Annotated in this window: 19 protein-coding genes and 1 tRNA gene; 12 read left to right on the top strand and 8 right to left on the bottom strand. The window is 28.1% G+C overall.

Annotated features, from left to right (window positions below):
- Positions 1-275 precede the first annotated feature (275 nt).
- The 3 genes from rimK to PG913_RS00345 form a co-directional block, all read right to left on the bottom strand.
- A complete protein-coding gene (rimK, locus tag PG913_RS00355; protein ID WP_271231122.1) occupies positions 276-1,646 on the bottom strand; it encodes a 30S ribosomal protein S6--L-glutamate ligase in 1,371 nt (456 codons plus the stop codon).
- Between the two features lie 60 nt (positions 1,647-1,706).
- Positions 1,707-2,120, bottom strand: coding sequence for a VOC family protein (locus PG913_RS00350; RefSeq protein WP_271231121.1), 414 nt, complete (start codon positions 2,118-2,120; stop codon positions 1,707-1,709).
- A 99-nt stretch (positions 2,121-2,219) separates the two neighbouring features.
- The gene (locus PG913_RS00345; protein WP_271231120.1) at positions 2,220-2,627 is read right to left on the bottom strand and encodes a mechanosensitive ion channel domain-containing protein; all 408 of its coding nucleotides are present in this window, start codon (positions 2,625-2,627) and stop codon (positions 2,220-2,222) included.
- 433 nt (positions 2,628-3,060) lie between these two features.
- Here PG913_RS00345 and PG913_RS00340 point away from each other — a divergent pair, with 433 nt between their 5' ends.
- From PG913_RS00340 to PG913_RS00330, 3 genes are read left to right on the top strand one after another with little or no spacing between them, the layout of a single operon-like run.
- On the top strand, positions 3,061-3,390 hold the full coding sequence (locus tag PG913_RS00340; protein WP_271231119.1) for a hypothetical protein: 330 nt from the start codon (positions 3,061-3,063) through the stop codon (positions 3,388-3,390).
- Between the two features lie 10 nt (positions 3,391-3,400).
- The gene (locus tag PG913_RS00335) at positions 3,401-3,775 is read left to right on the top strand and encodes a hypothetical protein (RefSeq protein WP_271231118.1); all 375 of its coding nucleotides are present in this window, start codon (positions 3,401-3,403) and stop codon (positions 3,773-3,775) included.
- Entirely contained in the window at positions 3,765-3,974 is a 210-nt protein-coding gene (locus PG913_RS00330; RefSeq protein ID WP_271231117.1) for a hypothetical protein, read from the top strand. Before PG913_RS00335 ends, PG913_RS00330 begins: the two co-directional genes overlap by 11 nt.
- Positions 3,975-4,169: 195 nt before the next feature.
- On the opposite strand, the gene PG913_RS00325 is transcribed toward PG913_RS00330, so the two are convergent.
- Positions 4,170-4,251, bottom strand: a tRNA-Leu gene (locus PG913_RS00325).
- Between the two features lie 153 nt (positions 4,252-4,404).
- Between PG913_RS00325 and PG913_RS00320 the strand changes: the two genes are divergently transcribed.
- The 5 genes from PG913_RS00320 to PG913_RS00300 all read left to right on the top strand — a co-directional run bounded on the left by PG913_RS00320 (position 4,405) and on the right by PG913_RS00300 (position 7,964).
- Positions 4,405-5,316: a ribose-phosphate pyrophosphokinase gene (locus PG913_RS00320; protein ID WP_271231116.1), complete on the top strand. Its 912-nt coding sequence runs from the start codon at positions 4,405-4,407 to the stop codon at positions 5,314-5,316.
- A gap of 26 nt (positions 5,317-5,342) precedes the next feature.
- Positions 5,343-5,930: a 50S ribosomal protein L25/general stress protein Ctc gene (locus tag PG913_RS00315; RefSeq protein ID WP_271231115.1), complete on the top strand. Its 588-nt coding sequence runs from the start codon at positions 5,343-5,345 to the stop codon at positions 5,928-5,930.
- Positions 5,931-6,070: 140 nt separating this feature from the next.
- On the top strand, positions 6,071-6,637 hold the full coding sequence (pth, locus tag PG913_RS00310) for an aminoacyl-tRNA hydrolase (RefSeq protein ID WP_271231114.1): 567 nt from the start codon (positions 6,071-6,073) through the stop codon (positions 6,635-6,637).
- 86 nt (positions 6,638-6,723) lie between these two features.
- The gene (locus tag PG913_RS00305) at positions 6,724-7,215 is read left to right on the top strand and encodes a hypothetical protein (protein ID WP_271231113.1); all 492 of its coding nucleotides are present in this window, start codon (positions 6,724-6,726) and stop codon (positions 7,213-7,215) included.
- Positions 7,216-7,220: 5 nt separating this feature from the next.
- Complete coding sequence (locus tag PG913_RS00300) at positions 7,221-7,964, top strand: LVIVD repeat-containing protein (protein WP_145994996.1); 744 nt, start codon at positions 7,221-7,223, stop codon at positions 7,962-7,964.
- Between the two features lie 72 nt (positions 7,965-8,036).
- Here the strand turns inward: PG913_RS00300 and PG913_RS00295 are convergent, their stop codons facing one another.
- The 4 genes from PG913_RS00295 to mutS all read right to left on the bottom strand — a co-directional run bounded on the left by PG913_RS00295 (position 8,037) and on the right by mutS (position 13,517).
- Positions 8,037-8,489 (bottom strand): 6-pyruvoyl trahydropterin synthase family protein, encoded by a 453-nt coding sequence (locus tag PG913_RS00295; RefSeq protein WP_271231112.1) that lies wholly within the window; start codon positions 8,487-8,489, stop codon positions 8,037-8,039.
- Positions 8,490-8,772: 283 nt separating this feature from the next.
- Entirely contained in the window at positions 8,773-9,540 is a 768-nt protein-coding gene (locus PG913_RS00290) for an enoyl-CoA hydratase/isomerase family protein (RefSeq protein WP_271231111.1), read from the bottom strand.
- 22 nt (positions 9,541-9,562) lie between these two features.
- Positions 9,563-10,897: an MATE family efflux transporter gene (locus PG913_RS00285; RefSeq protein ID WP_271231110.1), complete on the bottom strand. Its 1,335-nt coding sequence runs from the start codon at positions 10,895-10,897 to the stop codon at positions 9,563-9,565.
- Between the two features lie 10 nt (positions 10,898-10,907).
- Positions 10,908-13,517 (bottom strand): DNA mismatch repair protein MutS, encoded by a 2,610-nt coding sequence (gene mutS, locus PG913_RS00280; protein ID WP_271231109.1) that lies wholly within the window; start codon positions 13,515-13,517, stop codon positions 10,908-10,910.
- Between the two features lie 64 nt (positions 13,518-13,581).
- Between mutS and PG913_RS00275 the strand changes: the two genes are divergently transcribed.
- The 4 genes from PG913_RS00275 (at position 13,582) to PG913_RS00260 (ending at position 18,322) form a co-directional block, all read left to right on the top strand.
- Positions 13,582-14,109, top strand: coding sequence for an RNA methyltransferase (locus PG913_RS00275; protein WP_271231108.1), 528 nt, complete (start codon positions 13,582-13,584; stop codon positions 14,107-14,109).
- A 59-nt stretch (positions 14,110-14,168) separates the two neighbouring features.
- Positions 14,169-16,133 (top strand): tetratricopeptide repeat-containing sensor histidine kinase, encoded by a 1,965-nt coding sequence (locus PG913_RS00270; RefSeq protein ID WP_271231107.1) that lies wholly within the window; start codon positions 14,169-14,171, stop codon positions 16,131-16,133.
- Positions 16,102-16,779, top strand: a complete 678-nt coding sequence (locus tag PG913_RS00265) for a response regulator transcription factor (protein ID WP_271231106.1) — start codon at positions 16,102-16,104, stop codon at positions 16,777-16,779. The genes PG913_RS00270 and PG913_RS00265 overlap by 32 nt, the downstream gene beginning before the upstream one ends.
- Before the next feature lie 1,003 nt (positions 16,780-17,782).
- Positions 17,783-18,322 carry a pyridoxamine 5'-phosphate oxidase family protein gene (locus tag PG913_RS00260; protein ID WP_271231105.1) on the top strand — a complete coding sequence of 180 codons (540 nt, stop codon included), beginning with the start codon at positions 17,783-17,785 and terminating at the stop codon, positions 18,320-18,322.
- Positions 18,323-18,409 lie beyond the last annotated feature (87 nt).

Genomic DNA, 18,409 nt, shown 5'->3' with positions numbered 1-18,409 from the left:
AAATAAATTCAGCGTGACGGGAATCTTGTTTTTAAAAAACTCTAAATAATCAATAAAATAAGGAATTATAATAATTTTGTACGAATGCCTAGCCCCGATTGAAGCATTTGTTTGAGCTCTTTTTTGTTTTTCTTTTCGAAAAAACAAAAAAAGCGAGTGCGGAAAGCGGGAAATTGCTACTGAAAAATCAATATTTTAATAATCTTATAATTAAAAAGCATCCATTTTATTAAAAATAGATGCCTTTTTTGAAATGATATATTTTGAATATCTGTTTATTTTTTGAATTTTAACTTCTTTTCAATTGCTTCAATCATAATATTAGCAATATCTAAACCAGTTGCGGCTTCAATACCTTCTAAACCTGGAGATGAATTAACCTCTAATAATAAAGGACCTTTATTAGAACGTATAATATCAACACCTGCGACAGGTAAATCTAACACTTTTGCAGCTTTAATAGCTAACTTTCGTTCTTCTGAAGTAATTCTAACTTTAGAAGCAGAACCACCTTGATGTATGTTTGCTCTAAACTCACCTTTTTCAGCTTGTCTTTGCATTGATGCTACTACTTTTCCGTTTACTACAAAACAACGTAAATCTTGTCCGTTTGCTTCTTTTATAAACTCTTGCACAAGAATATTGGTTTTAACACTTTTAAAAGCATTAATAACACTTTCTGCAGCCTTAGTCGTTTCTGCTAAAACTACTCCTTTACCTTGTGTACTTTCTAATAACTTAATGATTAACGGTGCTCCGTTTACCATTTTTATAAGATCTTTAGTATCTAAAGGAGAATTAGCAAAACCTGTTATAGGAACTTGTATATCATTTTTAGCAAATAATTGTGTAGCTAATAATTTATCTCTTGATTGATTAATAGCATCGGCAGAATTTAAACAATACGTACCCATAGCATCAAACTGACGTATTAAAGCACATGCATAAAAAGTTACAGATGGTTTTATTCTAGGGATAATAGCATCGAATGCATCAATAACATTTCCACCACGATAACGTATTTGAGGCTCTTTTGCATCAAATTTCACGTAAGCTTGTTGCACATTTAAAAAGACCATTTCATGACCTCTAGCACGACCAGCTTCCATAATACGCTTATTACTAAACAACCCTGAATTACTAGCTAATAATGCAATTTTTAAACCTGTTATTTCTTTTTTAAAAGCAGCATATTTTTCGTCTAGATCAGCTTGAGTATATTCAGGTAATAAATAAGTTTCAGACGGATTTACTAAATAACCATTAGCCAAAGCTTCACGTCCTAACAACATTCTAAACTCCATTGAGTCACGATTTGCTAATGTCAACTCAATATCAAAAGTATTACTACCTAAAGTTACTGGTGTTTTTATAACAAGTCGTTCTTCAGAAATTCCTGTAGAACTTTTTATAGAACGTTTTGAATGTACTTTTGATTCACAACGAATACTAATACTTCTATTTTCTTGAATTGGATTTACATCAAAACGTACCCATTCTTCTGTTCCTTTATAGAAAGAAGTTATGTTATTTGCTTGTATTGATGATGTTTTAGCTCCTGAATCTACTCTTGCTTTTATAGCTGGGATACTGAAAGTATCAAACGAACACCACTCTTCGCTCCCTATTATTTTTAAATTGTTCAATGTGATATTATTATTTAATAATGGTTTATAAAAATTTATTTTAATTAAAAATGATATTACTTACATCATAAACATTTCATCTTCTTCGATAAAGGTTTTAAACTCGATGGTATAGCCATTAGGGTCTTTTACAAAAAAAGAAACATGTTCACCATTTTTTTCTTTTAAAAATGTTTTTGTTATTATTGTTTCTGATGACCAATAATTTATTCTATCATGCATTTTTTCCCAATCATCCGCTGTTAAAACAACACCAAAATGAAAAGAAGGTAAAACATCTTTTTCAAACGTATAGTCAGGATAGTCAAACTTAAATTTATCAACCAAAACATAAGTTAATTGATTGTTAAATAAATTAACATCTAACCAAGTACTTGTTTCTCTACCACAACTAAGCCCTAAATCTTCAGAATAAAACCTTTTTGTTTCCTTTATATCTAAACAAGGAAGTGATAAATGAAAAGTAGCTATCATAGTTATTTAATTTAAAATTATTATTTTTTTTGATACCTTATATATGGTAAGGTTATATTATAAATGTAATGATTTCTTCGGATTTAAAATAATACTAAATTACTTTGGTACATCAATTAACTCGATACCTTTATAAAGAATAGTAGTATTTGGTATTGTTATTTTTCTATTTCCTTCAGCGACATGTAATAGTACGTAAAAACCTGTAATATTTTTTACCTCACCTGTAAAGTCATATTCTTTATCTATGATTTTTATAGTATCTCCTATTCTCATCGGATGATAAAAAAATAAAATAACACTAGCTGTTAAATTTGATAACATAGACCATTGTGCAAAAAACCCAACACCTAGTACCGCCAAAATAGAAGATGCAAAAACACCTATTTGTTTTAATTCTATTCCTAAAGTTAAAAGTAATAAAAAGAAAAAAACAACATAATAAACTAAATAAAAAAGATTGAGTATTAACTTTCTTCTATGTGGTTCTATTGAGTTTTTAATCACGTAAATTTTGGTGATTTTTTTTGTTACAAAAACCAAAATAAAAAGTGAAAACAATAAGATTAACAAAAGAATATACTTATTAAAAAACAAATTATTCATGATACTTTTTATTGCGAAACTATGCTTTTATTTTTTTTGATATTGATTTATTTTCAAAAAAACAAACAAACAAACATAAGTAACTAAAAAAGAAATACATAGGTGAAAATAAATGATTTTTAATTTTTAAGACACTTTATATCCCTATAATTTAAATCTTATTTTATTAGATGTGATATAAAAAAATCAATTATTATTCTTTTAAATATTATATAATAAAACACAACACATTTTATAAAAACTCTATTGTTCAATAATTGAATACTATTGTTCAATAGAATATTCTTTTTTAAGCGTTAATTTTGGTTGATATAAAACATCAAATCAAAAGAAATTGGATTTACAAGAACTTTTAATAGAAACAAAATCAAATGCTATCTACCTTTTAAAGGATGATGGAAAAGTTGTTGATTTTTATCCTAAAGAAAATGATTTAGGTGACTTACAAGATAAAATGATTGTATTTCAAACAACTATTTTTAATATGAGTAATCACTTTTTTAGTACATTTTTTAATACTAAATTAAAGCAAATTAGATTAAAATCTGACAGCGAAAACATTCTTATGATTAAACATCAAGAATATATACTATGTTTTTTATCTAAAAAGAAGGTCAACATTGCTTTACTAGACCTTATTTTGAAAAAAGAATTTAACAATTAACTATAAAAAAATGCAAAAAATTTTAGACCAATTAGTAGAAAACGTAAAAGAAGGTATTCCTGGATATATAGCTATTAGTATTGCAGAAATGGCTTCTGGTGAGTCTCTTATCTCTGACTCTAATAATCCTAACTTTGATCCTGCTTTAGCTTCAGCTTATAATGTAGAAATACTTAATTCAAAACGTAAAGCTATTGAAGCTTTAGAATTAAAAGAAGAAATAAAAGATGTTTATTTTAACTTAAAAAATCAGATACATATAATTAACCTATCTCCTAGTGGTGAATATTTTATTTATTTAGCTGTTGATTCTAAAAAAGCAAATTTAGCACTTACTAGGACTTTATTAAATCGATATAAAAAAGACTTAGACAATGAATTATAATGAAATTGATTTAAAGAGTTATAATTTTGATAATGATTTTATAGCATATATAGAGTCATACCAAGATATTTATAAGTACAAAGTATTACAAAATACTTCTGATGCTAAAGAAATAAGAAAAACTATTACTTCAGAAAAAAAACCTATTAAAACAATACTAGAAGATTTTTTTTCGCTCCAAGATATAATAATGTGCTAGATGTACTAAAACTTGGAAACAATTAAAAATAACTTAAAAAATTAGATATTACACTCCTTGTATTTAAAAAATACAAGGATATCTGTTTTAACTGTACAAAAATTGTTACAATATTTTAAATTATTAAAAATAAAACCTGTTAAAAATACAGTATAAATAAAAAGCCTCAACTATAAAAGTTAAGGCTTTAATGCGTACTCGAGGCGGGAATCGAACCCGCACTCTCGAAAGAACTGGATTTTGAATCCAGCGCGTCTACCAATTCCGCCACTCGAGCATTATTGAAGTTACAAATCTATTAAAAAAATTAATTAAATTCAGTTAAAATAAGTTTTAAACTCTCAAAATAGTTTTACTTTTGCGGCAACAACAACATTAACTTTTAACAAAACCTTGTAAATGCCTATAGATCAATTAAGTCCAAAAATTTTTGCAATGTTCTCAAAGTATTGAACTTGCTAAAGAAATTGCTAAAGAATACGGAATAGAACTAGGGAATGTAATAACAACTCATTTTAGTGATGGTGAATTTCAACCAGCATTTGAAGAATCTATTAGAGGAAGAAGAATATTTCTTATCGGATCTACTTTTCCTTCAGCAGATAATTTAATGGAAATGCTATTAATGTGTGACGCTGCTAAACGTGCTTCAGCAAGACATATTACAGCTGTTATGCCTTATTTTGGATGGGCTCGTCAGGACAGGAAAGACAAGCCTCGTGTGGCTATTGGTGCTAAATTAGTTGCTAAATTACTAGAATCAGCAGGAGCTACTAGAATTATGACAATGGATTTACATGCTGATCAAATTCAAGGTTTTTTCGAAAAACCAGTAGATCACTTATTCGGTTCTACTATTTTCCTTCCATATGTAAAAAGCTTAAACTTAGACAACCTTACTATTGCATCACCTGATATGGGTGGTTCTAAAAGAGCATATGCTTATTCTAAATTTTTAGAAAGTGATGTAGTAATTTGTTACAAACAACGTCAAAAAGCAAATGTGATTTCTCACATGGAGTTAATTGGTGATGTAAAAGGTAAAAATGTAATCCTTGTAGATGACATGATTGATACAGGAGGAACACTTGCCAAAGCTGCCGATTTAATGATAGAAAGAGGAGCTATTAGTGTACGTGCTATTTGTACACACCCTATTCTTTCTGGTGAAGCTTATGAAAGAATTCAGAATTCTAAACTAACAGAATTAATTGTTTCAAATACAATTCCGTTAAAAAAGAGTGTGTCTAAAATAAAAGTGGTAAATTGCGCCTCTTTATTTGCTGATGTGATGCGTAAAGTACATGACAACGTATCAATTAGTGATGAATTTTTAATGTAAATAATTTAATAAATAAAAATAAAGTAATGAAATCAATTACAATCAACGGATCAAAAAGAGAAAGCGTAGGTAAAAGAGCAACTAAAGACTTACGTAATGCTGGAAAGGTTCCTTGCGTATTATACGGAGGAGACGAGCTTGTTCATTTTTCAGCAACTGAAAAAGTATTCAAGCCTTTAGTATTTACTCCTGATGTATTTACTGCTACGATTGAATTAGATGGTGTAAAATACAATGCTATTTTACAAGATATCCAATTTCACCCAGTAACTGAAGCTATTTTACACGTAGATTTTTATCAAATCTTCGATGAAAAAGAACTGACTATGGATATTCCTGTACGTTTAGTAGGAGTAGCAAAAGGTATTATGTTAGGTGGGGCTTTACGTCACAACTTACGTAAATTAAAAGTGAAAGCGTTACCTGCTAATTTACCTGACTTTATTGAAGCTGATATTACTGAATTAGCTATTGGTAATAAATTATATGTTACTGAATTAAGAAACGATAAGTATTCTTTATTACACCCAGATAACACTGTAGTTGCTCAAGTTCGTATGTCTCGTAATGCTGCAAAAGCTGCTGCTGAAGGAGATGCTGAAGCAGAAGCTTAAAAAAACTATTATACAATAAAAGAAAAAGCGTTACCATTGTGTAGCGCTTTTTTTTATTTTTGAAATATCGTTTTTAAGCTTTTTTAAAAGAATAAAAATGATTTATAAAATAAAATTAACAAATACAGTCAAACAATCCGATGAAGAAGTTTTTAATCGTAGGTTTAGGTAATATTGGTGAACAATACCACAATACACGTCATAATATAGGGTTTAAAATAGTAGATGCTTTTGTTAAAGAAAACGATGCTAGTTTTGAAACTGAAAAATTAGGTGACATTGCCAGACTTAAAATCAAAGGAAAAACAGTCATCGTTTTAAAGCCGAGTACTTACATGAATTTAAGTGGAAAAGCGGTTATGTATTGGATGCAACAAGAAAATATTCAAGTTGAAAACTTGTTAATAATTACCGATGATTTAAATATTGATTTCGGTAAACTTCGTATCAAACCAAAAGGAAGCTCTGGTGGTCATAATGGTTTAAAAGATATTCAAGAAAAATTTAATACAGGAGCATATCCTCGTTTTCGTTTTGGTGTTGGCGCTGATTATGGAAAAGGTCGTCAAGTAGATTATGTTTTAGGACAATGGAGCAAATACGAAGAAAGCGAAATGATTGAACGAATTCCTACTTCAGTAAATGCTGTTACCTCTTTTATTACAGCAGGAATGGCAAATACTATGAATGAATTTAACGGTAAATAACTTGCTTTTACACAGATAATTTATTATTTAAATTAATTATAAATAGTTGTTGTTTTTTATTATTTTTAAAGTCCAAAAACTTGATTATGAAAAAAATAATGGTATTGCTATTTTGTATTAACTTATCCAGTTGTTTTTATTACGAAAATGAACCGACTTCTGATCCGTATCAATCTTCTTATGATCCTGTTACAATAGAAAGAACCAATTTAAATGCTTCTATTGCTTTTCAAGATAACATAGAAATGACTGAATCTTCTAAAATTTATATTTTTGACGATTATATTTTTATAAATGATAAAAGAAAAGGCTTTCATATTTTTGATAATTCAGACTCTTCAAATCCTATAAAAAAGAAATTCTTAAAAATACCAGGTGCTACTGATATTAGTATCAGAAATAATACTTTTTTTATAAACCAAGCTACAGATTTAGTTTCATTAAGCATCAATATTGATGCTTCTACTTTTACCATCAATAAGAGATTAGAAAATGTTTTTCCTAAACTAGAATCTCCTGATGGTTTTTATGGTAATGTTAAAAATGAAGAAATTATTGTTAATTGGATAAAAAAATAAAGGTTATGAAAAAGATATATATATTATTAATTACTTGCCTTCTTATTTTTGCCTGTAGTCAAGATTCAAATGATAATTCTAGTAATCAATCTGGAGATGGAATGGGTGGTTCTTTAGCTACTTTTATTTTAAAAGATAATTATTTATACACTGTTGATTTTTTTAAACTGACTGTTTTTAATATTTCAGATACTAAAAATCCTGTAAAAGTAAACACTATTGAAGTTGGCTTTAATATTGAAACTTTATTTAGTTTTGATAATTATTTATTCATCGGTTCACAAAATGCGATGTTTATTTATGATATTACAAACAAAGAATTACCTGAAAAATTAGCGCAATCTAATCATTTTACTTCCTGTGATCCTGTGGTTGCAAATGGCACAAATGCTTATGTAACTTTACATACGAACACGAATTGTCAGGGTATGGTAAACGAATTAAAAACCTATGATATTACCGATATAAAAAATCCAATTTTATTAAACAATAGAGGTTTAACTCAACCTAAAGGATTAAGTTTATATGGCGATAATTACTTATTAGTTTGTGATGATTCAGTTAAAATTTTTGATATTTCAAATCCTAAAGATTCAAAATATATTAATGAAATTCCTACAAAAAATGCCATGGATATTATCATAAGAAATAACCATGCATTTATTATTTCTGAAAATAGTATTGATCAATATGAACTAAACACAACTAATATTGAAAGTTTTACAAAAATAAGTACTTTCAATTTTTAAATAAATTTTTAATCAAAAAAAATGGATATAGTTTTATAAAACTATATCCATTTTTTTACTTCAAATTAACCTTTATTCATTATCACTTGCAATCCACTCTGCAAAACTAGTATCGGTTTCTTGTAATTTTATTCCGTGAAGTTTAATATTTTCAGGAAGTCTATCTTTAATTTTTTTAGCAAAATCAATTGCCATCATTTCGCTTGTTGGTTGATAATCTACCAAAATAACATGATGTCCTCTATCTTTTAACTCTTTTGCTAATTCAACACGTGGCGTATTTTGATTAAACACGGTTGCGTGATCAAAAATATCAACAATTTCTTCTTTAACAATTTTCTTTAAATCGCCAAAATCGATGACCATACCAAATTTCACATTGGTCGTATCCATAATTGGCTGACCTGTTACGGTTACAAAAAGCTTATAACTATGTCCGTGTACATTTTTACATTTTCCATCATAACCATACAACGTACGCCCTGTTTCAAAAGTAAACTGTTTTGTAATTCTTATATTATTCACTATCTCTTAAATTTTTTGTTTGCTCTGTATTTATTGTAAAAATACACGATTGCTACTCCTGCTGCTAAAATGGCAAATAAATAATCTCCACCCATAATTTTATTTTTTATTTGCCGAAAGTACGAATTTGTTTTGCAACTTTTGTTAATATCCATACGAAACCTACTGAAAACAATACTCCTACTAGTAAAAACACTATTTGATTCTCAAGTATCCACCTTGCAATTTCCTGTCCTGTTGTTTTATTTTGAATATTTTTTATCTCTTGAAATAAGAACATTTTTTATTTTTTAAATTTTGATAATGCTTTTTTAGTCGCTTCTGATAAAACCAACTTTCCTGATATTTCGGCATTTTCTATTAATAATTCTTGCCAATGTTCTGTACCAATCCACAAGGTTTTTTTCATTTCTGATAAAGCTTCATAATTATAAAATGCTAATTTTTCAGTAAAAATTTCAACTTCTTTATCTAAATCTTCTATCGATTCAAAAACACGAGCGTATAACCCTTTTTCTTTTGCCCAATATGCATTTTTCCAACTAGTAGCATCTAAAGTTAATTCGGCTAAACCGCTTACATTAATTTTACGAGTAACCGCAGGAGCAATAACAAAAGGACCAATTCCGATACTTAATTCTGATAATTTAATACTAGCACTTTCGGTAGCAAAAACATAGTCACAAGCTGAAGCTAAACCAACTCCACCGCCAACGGTTTTACCTTGTACACGTCCAATAATTAATTTTGAACAACAACGCATCGCATTTATTACATTGGCAAATCCTGAGAAAAATTGTTTACCAGACTCTAAACTATCAATAGCAACCAATTCATCAAAAGAAGCACCCGCACAAAAAGCTTTATTTCCTTCGGATTTTAAAATGATAATTGCAACGTCATCATTATTTGATAAAGTATTAAATTCATTCGCTAAACGTGCTAATAATTCACTTGGAAAAGAATTACTTCCAGGATGTCCAAATTCAATAGTTGCAATTTTTTTATCAATATGAGTATATAAACTTCCGTTTTCTCTTGTTGTTGTCATGCTTAATGTTTTATTCTCAAATTTAATCATTTTGAGAGTGTGATAAAAAAGTATTTCTAAATTTAAGAATTAAAGGAAGTGCACGTGCAATTATCCATGCATAAAAAGCAATCCAAATGGCATGTAATTTATAATCTAAGGAATCAAAAAATAATAAAACAGGAATAAAAATAACTGCTGTTGATATCAATAATAAATTTCTTAAATACTTCATTTCGCCCATTCCTTTAAACATTCCATCATAAATAAAAGCGATAGCACAAATAGGTTGCATTATTAAAATAATCCAAAAAGTATTATAAAAATGTTCTAATACGGCTTGTTCTTGTGTAAAAATTCTTCCTATAAAATCATAAAAAACAAATCCAATAATTGCTAAAAAAACACCAAAGACAAATCCATAAAGAAGTAAATTATTTCCTAATTTAAGTAATGATGAATAAGCTTTTGCTCCTAATAATTTTCCTGATAAAATATTTCCTGCCGATGAATATCCATCAATCATAAAAGCGCCCATTAGCCATATATTAAAACCGATTGTATAGGCTGCAATGTATTCTTTTCCGTAAGAAACGGCATAAGAAGTAGCAAAATATAAAGCAAGATTTAAAGCAATAGTTCTAACAAATAAGTTTAACATCATATTGATAAACTTCGGAATTTCTTTATTAAAAGGAAGCTCAAATTTTAAAGATATTTCTGTTTTAGTTAACAATAAATACACGGAAACAAGCGCCATAACTATTTGTGCAATTACACTTGCATAAGCAGCTCCTGTAATATTCATTGCAGGAATATATCCTTCAATTCCGTAAACAAAAATAACATCTAATACAATGTTTACAATTGTACCAATTATAGCAATTAGCATCGGATACATCGTGTTTTGTAAGCCTCGAAACGTACCAAAAACAGCGATTACAAATAATGTAAACGGAAAACCAAAAACCCGTATTTTATAATATTCAATCGCATAATCTAAAATACTATCAGAAGCATTGTAAAATTGAAATATTTCTTTAGCAAACGGATATGTAATTCCTAAAATAACCAAACTTGTTACTAAGATAATAGCGATAGCTTGAGCAGGTAAATTTTTTACTTCGGATAATTTATCAGCACCTATATATTGCGAAATAATTGACGAAATACTACTACGAGCCTGCCCAAAAACCCAAATTAGCATCGATAAAAAAGCACCTACAATTCCAATAGCGGCAATACTTTCGGTGGCATTATGATTGATATTTCCTACGATAGCTAAATCGGTTGTTGATAATAAAGGTTCGGCAACTCCTGCAATTAAAGCAGGAAAAGCCAATTTATTTATTCGTTTAAAACTAATGTCTTGTATCATTTAACAAAGTTTATTTTTTAATAAGCATTCGCTTAATTTCGTTCAACTTCATTAAAGCTTCAATTGGCGTAAGTGTATCAATATTAGTGGCTAAAATTTCATCTCTAACATTTTCTAATAAAGGGTCATCTAATTGAAAGAAGCTCATTTGCATCTCTTCTTTTTGCGAATCTTTTAAAACCTCTTTTACTTCTTTATGAGTGTTATTTGCTTCTAATTGTTTTAGAATTTTTTGTGCTTTTGTAATCACTAATTTTGGCATTCCTGCTAATTTTGCTACATGAATTCCAAAACTATGATTACTTCCACCTTCTACTAATTTTCGTAAAAAGATGATACTATCTTTTAATTCTTTTACGGATACATTAAAGTTTTTAATACGTTTAAAAGTGCTTGTCATTTCATTTAATTCATGATAATGCGTAGCAAATAATGTTTTTCCTTTTGATGGATGTTCGTGTAAATATTCGGCAATAGCCCAAGCAATTGAAATTCCATCATAAGTAGAAGTTCCACGCCCAATTTCATCTAATAAAACCAAACTACGTTCTGATATATTATTTAAAATTGATGCTGTTTCATTCATTTCTACCATAAAAGTAGATTCTCCCATCGAAATATTATCGCTTGCTCCTACTCTGGTAAAAATTTTATCTACCATACCAATTCTGGCACTTTGTGCAGGAATATAACTTCCCATTTGAGCTAATAAAACGATTAAAGCCGTTTGGCGTAAAATTGCCGATTTACCCGACATATTTGGTCCGGTAATCATAATTATTTGTTGCGTATCACGATTTAAAACAACATCATTTGCAATATATTCTTCGCCAATTGGAAGTTGTTTTTCTATTACAGGATGACGCCCATTTTTAATATCAATATCCGTACTATTATCCATTTCTGGACGCACATATTCGTTGTCCATAGCCAATTTGGCAAATGATAATAACACATCTATTTTAGCAATATTTTGAGCATTTTGCTGAACAGGTTGTACAAAATCAATAATAAACTGTACTAATTTTGAAAAAATATCCGCTTCTATTTGCTGAATTTTATCTTCTGCTCCTAAAATTTTAGTTTCGTATTCTTTTAATTCTTCAGTAATATATCGTTCAGCATTTACAAGGGTTTGCTTACGAATCCATTCTTCAGGAACTTTATCTTTATGCGTGTTTCTAACTTCAATATAATATCCAAAAACATTATTGAAAGCAATTTTTAAACTTGTAATTCCCGTTCTTTCGGTTTCACGAGCCAACATCATTTCTAAATATTCTTTTCCTGAATTAGAAATACTACGAAGTTCATCTAATTCATCAGAAACACCGCTTGCAATAGCATTTCCTTTATTGATATTTACAGGTGCATCTTCAAAAATAGTTTGAACAATTTTAGTAATTAAAATTTCACAATCGTGTAATTTTTTTCCTATTTCTTTAACCGTTTTATTGCGGCTTTTTTCTGCTGATGCTTTTATCGGAAGAATAGCTTTTAATGAATTTTTCAATAAAACAACTTCTCTTGGCGATACTTTTCCTGTGGCAACTTTTGAAATTAATCGCTCTATATCAGAAATTTGCTTTAATTGATAGGTTACCGTTTCAAAAAAAGATTCATTATCAATTAAAAAAGCGACCAACTCATGACGTTCTTGTATTTGTGTCAAATCTTTTAACGGCAAAGCCAACCAACGTTTTAATAATCTTCCGCCCATAGGCGAAATTGTTTTATCAATAACATTTAATAAAGACACTGAATTTAACGAATTTCCGCCGTATAATTCTAAATTTTTAACGGTAAACCTGTCCATCCAAACATAATTATCTTCAGCAATTCTACTGATAGATTGTATGTGTTCAATTTTATTATGTTGTGTTTCTGATAAATAATACATTACTGCACCACCAGCAACAATCCCTTGTTCTAGGGATTCAACACCAAAACCTTTTAAATTTTTAACTTTAAAATGAGTACTTAATAATTCATTTCCATATTCCTTTTGAAAAACCCAATCTTCTAAATAAAAAGTATGAAAACGATTTGTAAACAATTCTGAAAATTGTTGTTTGTATTTTTTTTCAACTAAAACTTCACTAGGAGAAAAATTTTGTAATAATTTATCAATATATTCTTCGTTTCCTTGGGCAATTAAAAATTCGCCTGTAGAAACATCTAAAAAAGAAATTCCGATTAATTTTTTACCGAAATGTACGGCAGCTAAAAAATTATTTGATTTCGATTGTAAAACTTCATCGTTTAAAGCAACACCAGGGGTTACCAATTCGGTAACGCCTCGTTTTACAATACTTTTAGTCATTTTCGGATCTTCTAACTGATCGCAAATTGCAACCCTTAAACCCGATTTTACTAATTTAGGTAAATATGTATTTAACGAATGATGCGGAAAACCAGCCAAAGCGATTTCACTAGCACTACCTGCACTTCTTTTTGTTAAAACAATTCCTAAAACACTGGATGCTTTTACGGCATCTTCGCCAAAGGTTTCATAAAAATCTCCGACTCTAAAAAGCAACATTGCATCGGGATATTTGGTTTTAATTCCGTTGTATTGTTGCATTAATGGAGTTACCTTTTTTGCCTTTGTTTTTGCCAATTTTTTAGTTTTTTTAAATTAGTTTTGCGAAGATAAATATTCGATTTTAAAGTGAACATTTTTTATGAGAAAACTAAAAAATAGTGAATTAGGTAGAATTACAGTTAATGAGTTTAAAGAAACCGAAAAAACGCCCATTATTGTAATCTTAGACAACATCAGAAGTTTAAATAATGTGGGGTCGGTTTTTAGAACTTCGGATGCTTTTTTAATTGAAAAAATATATTTGTGTGGAATTACTGCAACTCCTCCTAATAAAGAAATTCATAAAACTGCTTTAGGAGCTACCGAATCTGTTGCTTGGGAACATATTGAAAATACTATTGAGTTAGTTGAAAAGCTTAAAAAAGATAACGTTACTATTTTAGCCATAGAACAAGCTGAAAATAGCACGATGTTAAATGAATTTATTCCAAAAGCAAACCAAAAATATGCGGTTGTTATGGGAAATGAAGTAAAAGGTGTGCAACAAGAAGTGGTTTCTGCGGCTGATTTTTGTATTGAAATTCCACAATTAGGAACGAAGCATTCTTTAAACATATCGGTTACAACAGGTATTGTAATTTGGGATTTATTTCAGAAAATGTCTTAGTTTTTTTAAGAAAAAATATATTTCACCTTATTAACACAAATAGATACCTTTTTCATCTTATGAAAAAAATTCTTATTTTTTCCTTACTACTTACTACATTTTTTGTTTATTCTCAAGAGCAAAAAGATTCTATTTACTTTTATTTAAACAATGCAAAAGGAGTACATAAATTATCATATCTCAAAAAAGCAGTTATACTTTCAAATGATTTAAAGAAGGACTCTCTTTTAAAGCAAACAAGTATTGCGTATGGTAAACAAAGTTATTTTAGTAAAGATACCTTAGGAATAACATTTTCAAAGAACAAATTACTAAAACACTATTCTGTAAAAAAAGATTCTTTTTCTTTGGCTAAAGCGTATCATTTTGCTGCTTTGAACAACAAAATAAAAAACAATTTAGATAGTACTTTTTACTATTATCATAAATCAAAAAATATATCTGTCGCTTTAAAAGATTCTGCCGAAATAGGCAGAAGGCTTTTATCTATGGCAATTCTTCAGGTAAAAGAGTTAGATTTTTTGGGTTGTGAAATAACTACAGTTGAAGGTTTAAAATATGTAGAACCTTTAAAAAAATATCGAGTTTTAATTTCTTTATATCAAACTATGGGAAATGCTTTAGCGAGTCTAAAAAGATCAAAAGAAGCTAGAACCTATTATCATAAAGCACAGAATATTGTTAAATTCAATAAGATAAAACACAAAAGAGAAAAAAATTATTTAAACCTTCTGAATAATATAGGGATGACTTATAAAGATGAAGGTAATTATGAAAAAGCAATTTCTTTATTTCAAGAAGGTTTAGATACAGATAGTTTAGAAATAAAATATCCTAAAAATTATCAATCTTTTTTAGGTAACTTATCTTCAATTTATTTTCTACAAGGCGATACAAAAAAAGCAATAGAAGGTTATAAAATAGTTTTAGAAGGTCGAAAAAAACTTAAAAACTCATACGCAGAAAGTTTTTCTCACGCTTTTTTAACAGAAGCATATATAAAAAACAAAAACTATACACTAGCAGAAAAGCATGCAAATATTGGTTTAAAATTAGCTAGAAAAACAAGAAATAATAAAATAGTTTTAGAATGTTTAAAACTTTTATCAGACCTTAATAAAGGGCAAAAAGCTAAAAAACATTTAGAAGAATACATACAACTTAACGACAGTTTATTTGAAAAAGAACGCCGATTAAAAAATCAATTTGCTAAAATTAGGTATGAAACTGATAAAAAAGAAAAAGAAAATACGGTTTTAAAAACAGAAAATAAAAGTAAACAATTAGAAATAATCTATCATAAGCAACAACAAACTATTGGTAGATTAATTGCTGCGAGTGGTTTATTATTATTTATTAGTAGTATTTTATTTTATTTTTATAGAAAAAGAAAACTGTTATATCAAGCACAATTAGAAAGAATAACCGCTAGAGAAGATGAACGACAACAAATTGCAAAATCGTTACATGATGAAGTTGCAGGTGACTTAAGTTTATTACATCAAAAATTTAAAAAATCTAATTTATTAGAAGAAGCTAAAAAATTAGATGCCGTTAAAGAAAACATTAGAAATTTATCACATCAATTAAGTAGTGTCAGCTTTAATAAAGTGTCATTTAAGGATCAGATAATTAATTTAGTAAGTGATTACTTTGAACTTGATTTTAGAATAAGTGTTACGGGGCTACAAGAATATAACTGGGAAGAATTAAATAATGCTATTAATAGGTTATTGTATTTAAGCGTACGAGAAAGTCTTGAAAATTGTAAAAAATATGCAAATGCCAATAAGGTAATGATAACATTTACGATACATAAGAAACACGTATTTTTGCTCATTAAAGATAATGGAGTTGGTTTTAATACCAATGCTATTAAAAAAGGAATTGGTTTACAAAACCTACAAGAACGTGTTGAAGAGTTAAACGGAACTCTAAATATTAAAAGTGAAGTAGGTAATGGAACACAAACTAATATTCAAATCCCCTTAAATGCTTGGACCAATAAAAATACTGGTAGTTGATGACCATCAATTAATACTTGAAGGCATACTTTCGTGCCTAAAAAATATTGATAATTTAGTTATAGAAACTACTAATTGTTGCGATGAAGCTTTTTCTAAAATAAAAACAGCAATTCAAAAGACACCTTTTGATATTGTTTTTACTGACTTAAGTTTTGATAATACAGATGAAAATATCACTTTAGACGGAGGTGAAGCCTTAATTAAAGCTATTCAAAAAAAAAATATTGATATTAAAACAGGTGTTATTACAGGACATTCAGAAACCAATCGGGTTTTTAATGTTATCCATAATTTGAATCCTAGTGCTTATATTTTAAAAGGAAATTGTAATACGGATGAGCTAACATTTGCTATAAAAAAAATAATAAAAGGCGAGGTATATTACACACATGAAATACATCAAAAATTGTTAAAAAGAGCTTTAATTGAAATTCAAATGGATGATGTTGCTATTCAAATTTTAAAAGAATTGCCAAGGCATTCTAAAATTTCAAACCTAGAAGGTTTTATTAAAAAAACAGATGGTTCATTAGTTAAATTAAGGTCTATAGAAGCAAGACTATCAAAGCTTCGTAATAATTTACAAGCACATAATAATACTGATTTAGTACTAAAGGCTAAAGAGTTAGGAATATTAGATTAATTTACTGCGGAAATACACATCTTTTGCGGCGGTAATTCCCTTTTTAAATCAAATAACTCCATTTATATTTGCCAGAGAATTCAATATTATTTGGGGAAATATTTTGAAAAAGAAAATGTTAAATAAACCTTTCAGTTAATACTGAAAGGTTTGTTTTTTTGTTATAAAATCTAACTTTTATAAATATATTTATTTAGTTTTTAAAATTACATAAAGACTACCCTATTTTTTTTACATAAGGTTTAAACAAAGTTTAAGAAGTAATCAATTACTTTGAAGCAATTTCCTGCTTTACGCACTCGCTTTTTTTTAAAGAAAAATTAAAAAAAGAGCTCAAACAATTGCTTCAATCAGGGCTAGGCATATTTACTTCATTTTTTATTACTTCATTTATTTAATAATACCAATTTATTTCAGCAGCTCATTAATAAGAGAACTCCGATTTCGAATGATTTTTTTCTTTCAAAAAAAATTATATTTTTTTAACCTGTGGAAAGACACACTTTTTATTATATCAATTTTCTTTCAAAATTAAAAAGCTACTTATATATTTGCAACGAATTCAATATTATTTGGGGAAATATTTTGAAAAATTTTAAAACCTTTCAGTTCATTCTGAAAGGTTTACTTTTTTCAAAATAATCCTTTTTTTAAACTTAAAAAAACCTTCTAGAATTAATCGAGGTATTTTTTATTTTAAGTGATTTAACTTTAACAAAACCTGTGGAAAGACACACTTTTTTACACTTATATTCTCTTTATAAATAGCTCAAAAATCTATATCTTCGTAATATCAAGTTTCGAGGATAAGCGAAAAATGGTATTTAAGGGAAAACTAACCTTCTAGATTAATTCTAGAAGGTTTTTTTGTTTTAAATTAAATAATGTAACTTCATAAAATTTAAAAAAAACTAAAATTCTGAAAATCCTCATACCTACCTTTTGAATCAAAAAACAAAAGCAATAAAACTTACTAAAAACTGGATTAATTAAACAAATAATTATGGGAAAATTAAATGATAAAATTACTTCAAGAGTTCAAAAATTTATAGAAGCACAAAAAGTGTTTTTTGTTGCAACAGCTCCTAAAAACGGGCGTATTAATTTATCTCCTAAAGGAATGGATTCTTTTCGTGTATTAAGCCCAAACCGTGTTACTTGGTTAAGTGTTACAGGTAGTGGAAATGAAACTTCAGCACATTTATTAGTTGATAATAGAATTACCATTATGTTTTGTGCTTTTGAAGGTGCTCCTAATATTTTACGTTTATATGGTACAGCTAAAGAAATATTACCTAAAGATGCTGAATGGAATGAATTAATTAGCTTATTTCCAAAACTAGCAGGAACACGACAAATATTTGATGTAACAGTTGAAACTACACAGAATTCATGTGGTATGTCAATTCCTTTTTATGAATACAAAGAAGAGCGAAATGAATTATCAAATTGGGCTGATGAAATAGGACAAAGCGGTATTAAAGATTATTGGAATAAAAAAAACAAAGTTAGTATTGACGGTTTAAAAACTAAGTTAAAATGATAATCAGGCTAGTGTTTTTGTTAGTAGATTTCAATCATTTAAAAATGAATTATTATACTCTATAATTAACTAAAAAATAACAATTAT

It is taken from the genome of Tenacibaculum pacificus (assembly GCF_027941775.1).
Lineage (GTDB): Bacteria > Bacteroidota > Bacteroidia > Flavobacteriales > Flavobacteriaceae > Polaribacter > Polaribacter pacificus_A.
This window is presented reverse-complemented; position numbering and strand designations above follow the sequence as displayed.